The sequence below is a fragment of the Streptomyces sp. NPDC017095 genome (assembly GCF_044332325.1).
GTDB lineage: Bacteria > Actinomycetota > Actinomycetes > Streptomycetales > Streptomycetaceae > Streptomyces.
Window position 1 is genome coordinate 419016 of the sequence record NZ_JBIROU010000006.1, and the last position, 13179, is coordinate 432194.

Below are 13179 nucleotides of genomic sequence, written 5' to 3' on the forward strand. Positions count from 1 at the left end.
AGGTGCAGCACCACATGGAGACAACCACCAGGCCCACACCGAGACGGTGGCTCGCCGCCGTCCTGGGAGCCGCACTGGCCTGCACGGGGGCTGTCGCGGCCCTCGCCCAGACCGCCGGCACCGCCCAGGCCCTCACGGCCCCCCTCTCCCCGCTGGCCGTCGCGGGCCGCGGCGCGACCGTCCCGTTCACGGAGCTGGAGGCGGAGGCCGCACGCACCAACGGCACCGTGCTCGGCCCGGACCGCACCTACACCTCGCTGCCGTCCGAGGCGTCGGGCCGCAGCGCGGTCAAGCTGGACGCGGCGGGCGAGTATGTCGAGTTCACTCTCACCCAGCCCGCGAACGCGGTGACGGTGCGCTACAGCGTGCCGGACAACGCGGCCGGTACGGGTATCACCGCGCCCATGGAGCTGAGTGCGGACGGAACCCGGCTGAAGGACCTGTCCTTCACCTCCAAGTACGGTTGGTTCTACGGGAGTTACCCGTTCACCAACTCCCCCGGCGACAAGCCGCACCACTTCTACGACGAGACCCGCGCCCTGTTCGGCAAGACCCTGCCCGCCGGCGCGAAGGTCCGCGTCACCCTGCCCTCGACCGGCGCCACCCCGTCGGCCACCGTGGACCTCGCCGACTTCGAGCAGGTCGCCGCGCCCGTGACGCAGCCCGCCGGTTCGCTGTCCGTGACGGACTACGGCGCCGACCCCTCCGGTGCCGCGGATTCGACGTCCGCGTTCCAGAAGGCGGTGGACGCGGGCAAGGCGCAGGCCAGGACCGTCTGGATACCACAGGGCACCTTCCGGCTCACCGACCATGTGGTGGTCGACCAGGTGACCCTGCGCGGGGCCGGTCCCTGGTACTCCGTGCTCACCGGACGCAGCTCCACCGACCGCACCCGGGCCGCGGGCATCTACGGCAAGTACGTCGGCGGCGGCGGTTACAGCGGTCAGGTCCGCCCGCAGGAGGCGGGCGGACCCAGCCGCAACGTCACGCTCAAGGACTTCGCCCTCATCGGCGAGATCACCGAGCGTATCGACGAGGACCAGGTCAACGGGCTCGGCGGCGCGATGAGCGATTCGACGGTCGACAACCTGTGGATCCAGCACACCAAGGTCGGGGCCTGGATGGACGGCCCCATGGACAACTTCCACATCAAGAACAGCCGGATCCTCGACCAGACGGCCGACGGTGTGAACTTCCACTGGGGTGTCACCAACTCGTCGGTGGAGAACACCTTCCTGCGCAACACGGGTGACGACGGCCTCGCCATGTGGGCGGACACCAGGAACAACGTCGGCGACACCTTCAAGAACAACACCGTGGTGGCGCCGATCCTGGCGAACAACATCGCGGTCTACGGCGGCAAGGACATCTCCGTCACGGACAACGTCGTCGCCGACACACTGACCAACGGCGGCGGCATCCACGTCGGCAACCGCTTCACGGGCGTCGGCCCCGGCAACGGCACCGACGTCTCCGGCACCTTCACGCTGGCCCGGAACACCACCATCCGGGCAGGCAACACGGACACCGGCTGGCCGTTCCCGATCGGCGCGATCTGGTTCGACGCCCGGGCCGGCGCCATCGACAAGGCGACCGTCAAGGTCACCGACACCGACATCCTGGACAGTTCCTACTCGGCCATCATGTTCGTCTCCGGCACCACGAAGGGGGTCGAGTTCAACAACGTCAACATCGACGGCACCGGCACCTTCGCCATGCAGTTCAACGACCCGGCGTCGGCCTCCTTCACCAACGTCACGGCCAAGCACCTCGGTTTCACCGAGCCGCTCTACAGCTGCCTGGGCAGCCAGCTGTCCCTCACCCAGGGCGCGGGCAACTCCGGCTGGAACAGCAGACTCCCGGCCACCTACTGCGGTGAGTGGCCCAAGCCGAACTACGACCACAGCGGTACGGAACCCACCCCGCCGCCCACTTCCCCGCCGCCCTCTCCGACGGGGAACCTGGCCAAGGGGCGCCCGGTCACGGCCAGCGGCAGCGCGGACGTGTACGGGCCGGCCAAGGCGGTCGACGGTGACGCCGACTCGTACTGGGAAAGCACCAACAACGCCTTCCCGCAGTGGCTGACCGTCGACCTCGGCGCCACCCGGAGCGTGGGCCGTGTCGTCCTGAAGCTCCCGCCCGCCACCGCGTGGGGGGCCCGGACCGAGACCCTGTCGGTGCTCGGCAGCACGGACGGTTCGTCCTTCGGTGACCTCCTCGCGTCGAAGGCCTACCGATTCGACCCGGCGACCGGCAACACGGCGACAGTGACCCTGCCCGCCGGCACCGGCACGCGCTACCTGCGGATCCGGGTGACGGCCAACACGGGCTGGCCCGCGGCCCAGTTCAGCGAGGTCGAGGCGTACACGTCCTGATGTGAGCAGTTGCGCACCGGAAGGCCGGACCATCCGGCGCGGGTGAAGGGTCCGGCTCCGCTGTCGCGGGGCCGGACCCTTCGGCATGCCCTCACTCGCGGGGAGACGCGCGCCTGCCCGCGCAGCCCTGCTGGTCTCCTCCGCCAGGCGCTGGGCGGTGAGGAGACGACGAACGCGGGTGGTGCCGGAGAACCTGTCTCCCGCACCACCCGCGTCGCCGTACCGCCGGCGTCTACGGGTTGATGGTCATCTTGAAGGTGGACGTGGTGTTCTTGATGTCCTGGGCGTTGTCGCTGAGCGTCAGCCGGTTGAAGGTGACCTCACCGACGGCCGGCCCCTGGTTCGCCTCGGGCATCTCGTTCGCCCACACCCCGAAGCCCGACTTGGCGTCGTAGGCGTCGCCGCTGCGGTGGGCGCCGGAGATCGAGATGTCGTTGAGGACGGTGTCCTTGATCGGGAACTGGGGCTGGCCTCCGGAGTAGTTGGTCTGGAACATGATGCCGCTGTACGTCGGGCTGGTGATGTCGACGTTGTTGATGCGGATGCCCTGGAAGACCTTGGACGCGGAGAACAGCCAGATGCCGGGGAAGGTCTGACCGTTCCAGAAGTGGCCGCCGGCGCGGTCGACGGTGATGTTCTCCAGGATCGTCGGATCCGTGCCGAACCCGTTCATCGGGTAGCCGAAGTCGAGCGAGCTGACGGTGATGCCGGAGTAGACGAGGGTGTCGGCGATACGGATGTTGCGGAAGGTGTTGTGGTAGCCGCCGTACACGGCGATGCCCGCGGCCCGCCAGGTGAGGAGCGTGGTCAGGTTCTCGTAGACGTTGTTCTTCTCGTCCGCGCCGCCCGCGTCGATGGCGGAGAACAGCGCGAAGCTGTCGTCACCGGTGGCCCGCGCCTCGTTGTTGACGACGTGGTTGTCGGTGGACCCGTTGGTCATGTTGACGCCGTCGGCGAAGGTGTCGCGGATCCGCGAGTTCTTGATCGTGATGTTGTCGGTGTTGGCGCCCCAGTAGAGGCACACCGTGTGTTCGTTCCAGATGTTGTCGATCGTCATGTTCGCGACGTTGGAGAAGTCGAAGACCTTGCCGGGGCCGTCGATGCGCGAGGTGTAGTTGCCGAAGTAGGAGAAGTTGGCGAAGGTCGAGCCGGACGCCGTGCTGTCGGCTCGGAAACCCACGTCGGTGTTCTCCTGCCCGGCGGGGGCACGGAAGCGGGTGAACCAGGGACCGGCGCCGACGACCTTGACGGCCTTGCCGTAGACCTGGAACTTGCCGGCCGTGTCGTAGTCACCGGCGGGCAGATAGACGCCGACGAGTTTGCCGGTGGTGTCCATCCGGACCTTGTCGAGGGCGTTCTGCACGTCCTGATGCGAGAAACCGGCCGGCACGGTGTAGGTGGCCGGGTCCGGGTTCGGGATCTGGGTGGCCTGCTCCAGGCTGACGAAGTCGATGGCGTACTGCGAGGTGTTGGCCGCGTCCTTCTGCAGCTTGATCCTGCTGCCCGCCGGGACGGTCCTGTCGAGCAGGACGCCGGCCTCGTCGTAGAGGTGCCGGGCCGGGCCCGCGCCCGGGGAGTTGCCGGGGCTGGTCTCCGCGCCGTAGAGCCAGGCGTACCGGGAGGTGAGGTCGATCGCCTTGACGAAGGTGCCGTCCACGTAGAGGTCGAGGGACGCGTTGGTGCCGCCGCCGCTCGCGGAGTCGGGGATGGAGAACCGGGTCACCAGGGTGTTCGTGGCGGCCTTGGTGGTGAACTCCACGGACGAGCCGGTGCTGTTGAGGGTGACGGCCTTGCGGCCCGATGCCTCGCCGGCGAGGTCGCCGACGGTGCGGTTCGGCCCGAGCACTCGGGCGCCGCCCGCGACGACGCCGTCCTCCGCCTCGTACACGTCGTACGGCATGCTGGCACCCCGGCCGATGAACAGCGGTTGGGTGCTGGTGTTGTCGGCCTGCTTGGCCGGTATCTCCTTGGTGTCGACGGCGATGACCGTCCGCACGGTGTACTTGCCGTTCGCGGCGGTCCAGTTGCCCAGGCGGACCGGCGCCGTGGTGGCACCGGCGGCGATGGAGCCGTCGTAGGAGCCCGTGAACGTCTTGACGACGCTGCCGTTGGCGTCGGTCAGGGTGAGCGAGATGCCGTGGCCGCCGGCCGCGGAGGCGACCGTCCCCTGGTTCTTGACCGCGACCGAGAAGGTGACCGGGTCACCTGCGGCCGGGGCGCCGGGCGACCAGCTCACCGGTGACGCGACCAGGTCGGAGGTGTCGGTCGGCTTGACCACGAGGGCGCTGGGGCTGTTGTAGGAGTTGTTGCCCTCGTTCTGTTCGATGACCTTGTCCGCCGGGTCGGCGACCGCGCTGAGAGGGTAGGTGCCGGCGCCGCGCGTGCCGATGCTCGCCGTGACCGTCTGCGAGGCGCCCGCGGCGAGGGCCCCGACGCTTGCGGCGGCGACCTTGGTGCCGCCGAGCTGGAAGTCGACACCGGTCGCCGCCGAGGCACCCGAGCCCCGGTTGTGGACCGTGGCGGACAGGCTGATGGCGTCCGACTCGGTGGGGCTCTGCGGGGACGCCGTGAGGCCGGTGATCTCCAGATCGGGGTTGGGCGCGGGCGTCCCGAGCACCTGGAACTCCGCGACCTGGCCGCCCGTGGCGCCGGAGTTGGCGGTGAACCGCAGCTGGACGTCGGCGAACCGGCCGGTCACCGGGATGGTGACGGAGTTCCCGCTCGCCGGGTCGAAGGCGTAGCTGCGGGCCGTCACGAGCGTGCTGAAGGCGCTCGCGCTCTGCTCACGGCCGAGGACCTCGATGGTCTGGCTGCGTGCCGACCAGATGCTGTCCGGGTTGAGCTTGACGACGACCGCGCTGGTGTCGGCGTTCGCCCCGAGTCGCACGGTGAGGGTGCTCGGGTAGCCGCCCGGCGCACTCTCCCAGTACGTGCTCGTGCTGCCGTCGACGGCGTTGGCGGCCACGTACGTCTGCTGCGTGGAGGACCCGCTGACCGGCTTGCCGAGAGCGAGGTTGGTCGTGGCGTCCGCGCTGCTGTAGTGGGTGACGGCCGGGGCTGCCTGCGACACGTTGCCCGCGGCGTCCACGGCGCGCACGGAGTAGGACACCGTCCGGTGCGCGGGCGGGGTGAACGTGTACGAGGTCGTACGGGCGCCGACGCGTGCCGTCCGCCTGCCGTCGGCGTAGACGTCGTACCCGGTCACCGCCACGTCGTCGGTCGACGCCTGCCAGGTCAGCGTGGTCCTGCCGTGTGCGCGCGGGGTGAGTGCCGGTGCGGCGGGTGCGACCGGCCGGGCTGTGTCACCGGGTGCCTGGGCCCGGTTGGCCGTCCTGCTGTCCGCCGACTGGTTGCCCGCGGCGTCCCTGGCCCGGACGACGTACGACGCGGCGGCGGTGACGCCTTGGGGGTCGGTGTAACTGTGCACGGACGCCGGGACGCTGGTGCGCAACCGGCCGTCGACGTAGATGTCGTAGGCGGTCACCTTGGTGTCGTCCCGCGCGCCGCGCCAGGTCAGCTCCGCGTGCCCGGGCCCGGTCAGGGCCACTTCGCCGGGAACGGTGGGCGGCTGGTTGTCGCCGGTGGCCGGACCGTGGACGGCCAGATCCGCCAACCGCCCCGCCACCGTGCCCGACCTGGTGGAGAACAGCACGCGGACGTAGCGGGTGGTGGTGACGCCGAGGGGCAGCGTGATCCGGCCGGAGTCCGCGGCGCCCGGCCGGTACTCCTCGGCGGCGGTGAGATCGGTGAAGTCCCGCCCGGTCAGGCTGCCTTGCACCTTGAGCGTCTGGGGCCGCGCCGCCCGCGTGCCCGGCAGGCTCAGCACGACCTGGGACACGCGCCTGGTCGCGCCGAGGTCGACCTGCACCCACTGGGCGCGTCCGGTCTTCCTGCTCTGCCAGAAACTCGCGCGGCTGGCGTCGGTGGCGCGCTGCGCCGCATGCGCCCCGAGGTGGCTGCTCGCCGTGACGACGGCGCCCCGGGCGAGGTTGCCGCCGAGCGCTGGAGCGTCCGCCGTCGCGGCCAGTGCCGGCAGGCCCACGGCCGCCAGCGAAGTGGTGACGACAGCCACCAAGGCTCGTCGTCTGAAGCGTTGTCTGATCACGTGAGACCCCAATCGTCAGCCCCGGCCGTCGGCACGACAGACGAGGCGCGGCTGCGCGTCCATCCGAAGGTATGGCTCTTGCTCGAAGTTCTTCGGTTTTTGCGCTAGACCGCCGGAGAATGCCAGAGTTTTGTTGCGGGGTCTACAGCTCCAGCGTGCTCTATTACAGCGCTAGTTCGAGGAGCGCCGGGCCGACTGATCAGGGAGCCGGGCGGACCGGCCCCGGCGGACAGGGGGCGGAGGTACACACGAACCGGGCGAAGCACCCCGGCGCCGAGCCGGCGCCCACGGCCTCGCGGCCGACGACCTGAGAACGCGTCACTCGGTCGCCAGGAACGCGGACGCAACTTTCATCGTGGGACTGCATTCCCCGGCCCGTGACCACGGGCCGGAAACAGCACAGCCGGCGCCTGCCGGTCCTGCCTGTCATCACGGATCTCTCGGATGCGCTGCGTCGCGTCGGCACTTTCCCCCTCACCGGCACACACGCCCTCGTGCCCCTCCACCGGGCGGGAAACGCAGGCATCCAACTCACCGAAGCACCCGACTGGTTCGCACGCGCAGACCCTTCCGGTGCTGCCCGTCTGACCGTCGAGCTCCCCTGGGCAGGCCGCAAGCCCGTCGTCTCAGCCGGGAACGGTGCGTCGCCTTGGGCCGGACCAGGGGCGCCGGCATCGCAGGGGTCCGGTAAGTGTGTCTGTCCCAGCTGGGCGGCTGGCAGTATCGCCGGGTCCCGTCGTGGGCGTGCGGGGTGGCGGTCGCGTTCATAGCCTGGTGATGCTCGGGATGAGCGGACAGGCTCCTGGACGGGGCCGCGGGCGAGGGTCGGTAGGCTGCGGCGGTGCGCACGGTCGAGCTCTTGTTGGACGAGGCTGCGGAGCTGGCGGTCCGGGATGCCTGGCGGCGGCTCGCCGACGCGGGCCTGCCCAGTCAGGCGCACCACCGCTCGCCGACGAACAGTCCGCACCTCACCCTGGCCGCCTGTCCGGAGCTGACCGCCCCGATCCGCTGGGAGCTCGCGGAGGTGGCCGCCTGTCTGCCGGTGCCGGTGCGGTTCACCGGCGTGGTCCGCTTCGAGCGGCCCACCTCGGTCCTGGCCTGGGCGCTGGACCTGGACTCCGCGCTGGCCGGTCTGCACCGCCGGGTGTGGGAGGCGGTGGTCTCGGACAGCCCGCCCGGGACCCTGAACCCCTTCCACGCACCAGGACGCTGGAGTCCGCACATCACCCTCGGCCGGACCCGGCGGGCCGGTGCCTTCGCCGGCCGACGAGTCCCCGAGCTGCTGCCGGCGCCGCCGCTGTCGGCCCGGCTCACCACCCTGCGCAGCTACGACACCGTGACCGGCGCCCTGGAGGTGCTGAACCCCCGCACCTGAGACGCCCTCGGCGAGGGAGCGGTGGTTGCCGAAGCCGCCGCGTGCGCGGGCTCCCGGTCAGAGCGGGCGGTCGTCGGGCACTTCGGGCTCTCCTGCCGGGGAAGCCCGGGACGATGTCCCGGGCTGAAGGTGTACGAAAGGCCGGCCGCCCGTCTGGCGGGCGACCGGCCTGCTCGGACAGCGGTGAAGGGCAGGGAATCCGGCCTCCCGCCCCGCCGTGCGGTCAGCCGTGAGCGCGGCGACCGAAGGCGTGGTTGCCGCTGGTCCTGCGGCCCGCGTCCGGAAGCCGTCCGTGGCCGGTGTCGGCCATTCGTTCTCGGACAGCCCGCCCGGGTGCCGCGTCGCAGCGCGCCATACGTGTCAGGCTCCCTGATTCGCCGGGGCTCGACGTTTGCGGACGACGGCGGCGTTGCCCAGGAGTACAGCCGTCAGCAGGATTTCGGTACCCAGGCACAGTGCCCGGCTCGCGATGGCCGCTGTCGCCGCCGCGGTCACCGGGAGGACCCGCACCAGGACCCCGGCCATGAGCAACTCCCGGACCACTGCGCCGTCCGGCAGGAAGATCACGAGCATGCCGGACACGGCGGCCAGCGAGAACGCGCCGATGCTCAGCGACAGGGACCGGTCGCCGGCCACCAGGCGCGGCAACGGGTTCCGGGCCAGGTCGGCCCGCAGGGCCGTCAGTTCCGTCTGCCGACGGCGGTACTCGTCGTGCGTGTAGCGGTAGAACTTCTTCGTCAGCGGCGACAGATCGAGATTGACCGGCACCGCGAGGTGCACGTTGTACAGCGACATCACCGTCGACCCGTACCGGACGTCTGTGCGCAGCACCCGGCTTCCCCTCCAGTCGGTGTCGGAGGCCGGGAGAAGCCGCTGGCCGACGAGGGGGATCCGGGACATCGTCACGAGTTCGCCGGCCACGGCGATCCGGTAACCCGGGAAGGCGGCGCGCAGCCGTGTGAGGTCGTCGATTCTCACGGGACCGTCGTCCCAGTGCAGGTATTCCTGGAGCAGGTACACGTCGGCGTGCTGGGCGCGTAGATAGGCGTAGAAGGCTGTGACGTCGTCGGTCATGTGCCAGTAGTCGGTGTTCCACGAGAAGACCTTCAGCGTGCCCGTCCGGGGGCCGGAGCCGTTGTCGCCGAAGGCGGCGGCGGGCGCGAGACCCGCGAACGGGGCCCCCGCCAGCAGGGCGGCCACCAGAGCGGCGCCGGCCCGGCGACGGACCGGACGCGCGAATCGCGCGCAGACGAGCAGCGTGAGCGGGACGACGACCAGGGTGATCGGCGGCATTGTCTCGACGATCAGCCAGACCCACCACCGGCCGGCGAGCAGCAGGTGTGCGGCCAGGAACGTGATCCACAGCCCGGTCGCGATGACCACGGACCGGCTGCCGATGCCCCAGCGCGGGCGAGGCGGCTGCACCTCGGTCCCGTCCTCGGCGAGCACGGGTGCGCTCACGAGCCCTGGCCTGCGGCCGGATCCGGCGCTCCCTCGAACGTCCCGTGCACAACGATCTGGAGGGCGATCCAGGCCAGCAGGCTGAGGACCGCGGTCGCGACGATGATCCGGTCCCTGACCAGTGTGCGCACCGGATCGGCGTCGCCGCCGGACGTCGCCACGATCTGCAGGTACCGGAAGAGCCCGAGCAGCGTGAGCGGGAGAAGGACAGGCGCCGCCCATACGCCGTACGGCGGTTCGTACGTGTTGAGGAAGAACACCAGCATCGTCACCCCGAGCCCCGCGCTGAGCAGAACCAGTTGATCGACGAGGGGCTTGGTGTATCCCCGCAATGCCGGCCGATGGCTCGGATCGGCGAGTTCCATCTCACTGCGGCGCTTGCCGAGTACGACCACGATGGCCAAGAGGAACACCCCCAGCGTCGGCCACCACGAGGTGTCCAGCCGCACGGACACATAGCCCGTGATCAGCCGCAGTCCGAACCCGGCGGCCACCACGAAGATCTCGACCACCGGCACGTGCTTGAGTCCGAGGCAGTAGGCGAGGTTCAGCGAGTCGTACAGGTCGGGGCTGCCCAGGTCCAGCCAGGTGTCCCAGGCCGTCTCCAGTTCGTCGGCCAGGCGTCGGGGGCCGCCCTGGGTGGCGATCATCCGGCCGCCGCCGATGACCGAGAGCATGGCCCAGGACTCCTCGGGGTCGTGGATCCAGGCGTTGAGGCCATCAGCGTCGTAGGCGAGTGCGACCCGCAGAGAGGGCAGGGCGACGCGCAGCGTGAACCGCAGGTGTACGTCGTCGTGGAGCGGGATGAGATCGCGGAGGAAGGGCCGCTCCTCGGCCGGTTCGCTGCGGGCGCGTACCTGTGTGAAGTCGGGTTCGCGGCGCAGCGCTCCGCGGTCGGGCATGAACTGTGCCAGGCCCTGGACCCAACCTGTCGCGGACCGGCCGTCGTCGGCGACGGTCAGCGCGACGTGTCCGAGTCCGGCCCCAGGGGGTGACGATGCGTCCACCCGGCCGTGTCTGCGCGACCCAGGACCACGGGATCCGCTCGACGGCGTAGGTGGCTATGACCCGGTCGTAGGGTGCTGCGGGGGCCCATCCCTGGTTTCCGTCACCGACCTCGACATGCGCGGTGAGAGTGCCCGGCGTGCCGCCTGTGCCAGGTCACAGCTCGCCTCGACGCTGACGGTGAGACCGGGGCCGAGCCGCCGGCTGAGCAGGGCTGCATTCCATCCGTTGCCTGTTCCCAGTTCCAGGACGCGGTGGCCGGGTTCGATGAGCAGGGAGTCCAGCATGTCGACCACGACGGCCTGGCTGGACAGGCTGGATGTCGGCAGTCCGTCGGTGACCTCGGTGACGGTCGCCGTGTCGGGGCCGGGATGGACCTCGCTCGCCCAGCCGGCCGGATCGCTCCGCTGGTCCACCGGTACGTAGGCGTGCCCGACCCACCGCCAGACGCGGTCCGGGGCGAACCGGTACCGGGGCAGGGCATCGACGGCTACACGGGTCCAGGGCGATCGTTCGGGCCAGTCGCCCCGCTGGTTCATGGCAGCGGCCAGCGATCGCTGCAGCCTGTCGATGCCGGCTGCGGTCGTCAGCACCGTACTGCTACTTCTTGCGCTTGCCGGTACTGGGCGGAGGCGGAGGGACCTGTCCGTCGCTGTTGCCGGGCGGCGGGGTGCCCGTACCCGGGTCGGCCGGTGGCTTTTCGTGCTTGCCCATCGCTGTCTCCCCGAGATCGGCAGGAAAGATGGCCTTTATGGTGAGGCTCGAGACGGGCACTGTCCGCCAGACGCCGGGAATCACCTACCAACGGCTGACACCGCCACGTCGGCTTACAGGCGGAACAGCGACGCAGAGCGGCCGGGGCTGTGCCGTGGTTGTGCGTGACGGTGGTGTGCTGCCTGACGCGCGAACCGCCCCGTGGGACGCACCCGTTCTCGTGGACCCTGACGGCCCGCCTCCCGAGTCGTCGGGTGGCTGGGCGTCGCATGGACCTCAGCAGCTTCCTACACCCCCACCGGCGAACGGGAACCGGCTGAATCGACACCTGGCACGGCACTTTTCCGGTTTTCCTCCCCCGCGCGTGGCCGGGCGCGGTTGGATGTCCTCATGACCTCCGCCGAGCACGCGCGGCTGATGCGCGCCAACCAGGCGAACTGGGACGCCCGCACTCCGGTCCACGTCACCAGCCGGTTCTACGGCCTGGACGAGGACCTGCATCCGGAGCGCTGGTTCGCCGCGTATGAGTGGGAGGACCTCGGCGAGTTGTCCGGCCGGGACGTGCTGCACCTCCAGTGCCACCTCGGCACGGAGACACTCGCCTTCGCCCGGCGTGGAGCCCGGGCGGTCGGCCTGGATTTCTCGGCGGCGTCCGTGACGGCCGCGCGGGACCTCGCCGCGAAGTCGGGCCTCGACGTCACCTACGTCCAGGCCAACGTGTACGACGCCGTGGCGGCACTCGAAGGCCGGCGGTTCGACGTCGTCTACACCGGCAAGGGCGCCCTGTGCTATCTGCCCGACCTCGACCGGTGGGCGGATGTCGTGGCCGGGCTTCTGCGGCCGGGCGGGCAGTTGTACGTCGTGGAGTTCCACCCGCTGCTCAACGCGCTGGGCCCGAAACCGGGTCCGGGTGAGGGACCGGAGCTGCTGCTGCGCCACGACTACCTGGGAGGCTCCGGTCCGGTGCACCGGGATGCCACCTACACCTACACCGACGGCCCGGCCGTCGAGGGCGCCACGGACAGTTACGAGTGGACGCACGGAATAGGAGAGGTCGTGAACGCGCTGACGGACGCGGGCATGGACATCCGCCGACTACGGGAGAGCGACGAGCTTCCCTGGCCGCGCTGGCCGCGGATGGTCCGTACGGACTCCGGCTGGTGGCGGCTGCCCGAACCGCGCATCCCCCTTCTGTACGGCCTCCTGGCCGTTCGTTGAGCCTGGTCCGGACGGGACTTGACCTGGGAGCGGGCCAGGTTCAGCACGGGGATCGCGAGCGGGCCGGCGGCGGCGATGCGCTTGATGCCACTGACGGTCAGCTCCAGCGCGGCGTCCACGGTCCGCGGTGCGCCGAGGGCTCCGTAGCCGCGTGCCAGCAGTCCGCCGCCGTCGATGGCCAGGACCCGTCGCCCGGCAGCGCGCGCGGCGTCGAGGAACGCGTCCTGCGGGTTCCCGGCCCGGCCACCTGCGCGCCGCCCGCATCCGCCTGGGCTGTCAGACGGCGGAGCTCGTAGCCGCCGGACGGTGCGGTGGGATGCTTCCGTGCGTCGAGCGCGACGGGGAAGTCGGCGACGGCCTCCCCGGGGACGCCGGGGGCGAAGGACGCGGACCACTGCGCGATGCGCGAGTGAACTGCTCGCGTCCGAGCGTGCGGATACGTGCCAGGCGATCGGCAGGTCCGGTCCCCGAGCAGGAACGGCTCGCCCGCCAGGACCCACTGGCCCCACCCGGAGGGTGTCGGGGCTGAGGTGCAGGACAGTGCTGCGCACCAAGGAAGCCGCGGTTCAGGGGCGCCTCCAGGGGTGAGGGGAACTACTGGCCGCCGCGTGCGGTGCGGCGGGGTCGACGCGGTGGCTGGACGGGAGACTGCCAGGCCGGTGTCACGGCGACCTCGGGCGGCAGGACACCGAGCCGGCTGTGCTCATCGCGCCCCTCAGCGAGGTAGACGACCGTCCGCCCGGTCATGTCCGTGGACGGGACGACCTGGTCGAGCCGGTGCTCCGCCGGGAAGAAGGATTGATCGCCTGCCGGACGGGAGCGTCGCGGTCAGCGGAGATCCGGCGGGGCGAAGAGTCACGCATCGCTCTCACCCCTGCATCCACGGTGCGACCGCCGATCACTCCATCCGGCCGAATATGTGGGAC

General features: G+C 70.7%; 6 protein-coding genes and 3 pseudogenes. 3 read left to right on the forward strand and 6 right to left on the reverse strand.

Annotated features, from left to right (window positions below; genetic code table 11):
• Window positions 1–14: 14 nt before the first annotated feature.
• A complete protein-coding gene (locus ACH4OA_RS15000) occupies window positions 15–2375 on the forward strand; it encodes a discoidin domain-containing protein (protein ID WP_397969326.1) in 2361 nt (786 codons plus the stop codon).
• A 232-nt stretch (window positions 2376–2607) separates the two neighbouring features.
• On the opposite strand, the gene ACH4OA_RS15005 is transcribed toward ACH4OA_RS15000, so the two are convergent.
• The gene (locus tag ACH4OA_RS15005) at window positions 2608–6447 is read right to left on the reverse strand and encodes a discoidin domain-containing protein (RefSeq protein ID WP_397969328.1); all 3840 of its coding nucleotides are present in this window, start codon (window positions 6445–6447) and stop codon (window positions 2608–2610) included.
• Window positions 6448–7321: 874 nt separating this feature from the next.
• Here ACH4OA_RS15005 and ACH4OA_RS15010 point away from each other — a divergent pair.
• Entirely contained in the window at window positions 7322–7855 is a 534-nt protein-coding gene (locus tag ACH4OA_RS15010; RefSeq protein ID WP_397969330.1) for a 2'-5' RNA ligase family protein, read from the forward strand.
• Between the two features lie 360 nt (window positions 7856–8215).
• On the opposite strand, the gene ACH4OA_RS15015 is transcribed toward ACH4OA_RS15010, so the two are convergent.
• The 3 genes and pseudogenes from ACH4OA_RS15015 to ACH4OA_RS15025 form a co-directional block, all read right to left on the reverse strand.
• The gene (locus tag ACH4OA_RS15015; protein WP_397969332.1) at window positions 8216–9316 is read right to left on the reverse strand and encodes an endonuclease/exonuclease/phosphatase family protein; all 1101 of its coding nucleotides are present in this window, start codon (window positions 9314–9316) and stop codon (window positions 8216–8218) included.
• The gene (locus tag ACH4OA_RS15020) at window positions 9313–10218 is read right to left on the reverse strand and encodes a hypothetical protein (RefSeq protein ID WP_397969333.1); all 906 of its coding nucleotides are present in this window, start codon (window positions 10216–10218) and stop codon (window positions 9313–9315) included. The genes ACH4OA_RS15015 and ACH4OA_RS15020 overlap by 4 nt, the downstream gene beginning before the upstream one ends.
• Window positions 10219–10330: 112 nt before the next feature.
• Window positions 10331–10860 (reverse strand): annotated as a pseudogene (locus tag ACH4OA_RS15025) (protein-L-isoaspartate O-methyltransferase); the annotation flags it as partial.
• A 565-nt stretch (window positions 10861–11425) separates the two neighbouring features.
• On the opposite strand from ACH4OA_RS15025, the gene ACH4OA_RS15030 reads away from it, so the two are divergent.
• Window positions 11426–12253 (forward strand): class I SAM-dependent methyltransferase, encoded by an 828-nt coding sequence (locus ACH4OA_RS15030; RefSeq protein ID WP_397969335.1) that lies wholly within the window; start codon window positions 11426–11428, stop codon window positions 12251–12253.
• A 286-nt stretch (window positions 12254–12539) separates the two neighbouring features.
• Here the strand turns inward: ACH4OA_RS15030 and ACH4OA_RS15035 are convergent.
• Together ACH4OA_RS15035 and ACH4OA_RS15040 are read right to left on the reverse strand one after the other, a co-directional pair.
• Window positions 12540–12807, reverse strand: a pseudogene (locus tag ACH4OA_RS15035) (DUF317 domain-containing protein); the annotation flags it as partial.
• A 40-nt stretch (window positions 12808–12847) separates the two neighbouring features.
• A pseudogene (locus tag ACH4OA_RS15040) lies at window positions 12848–13116 on the reverse strand (hypothetical protein).
• Window positions 13117–13179 lie beyond the last annotated feature (63 nt).

Coding starts and splice junctions, on each gene's coding strand:
- ACH4OA_RS15000 (WP_397969326.1), top strand. CDS start 15: ATGGAGACAACCACCAGGCCCACACCGAGACGGTGGCTCGCCGCCGTC.
- ACH4OA_RS15020 (WP_397969333.1), bottom strand. CDS start 10,218: ATGCCCGACCGCGGAGCGCTGCGCCGCGAACCCGACTTCACACAGGTA.
- ACH4OA_RS15030 (WP_397969335.1), top strand. CDS start 11,426: ATGACCTCCGCCGAGCACGCGCGGCTGATGCGCGCCAACCAGGCGAAC.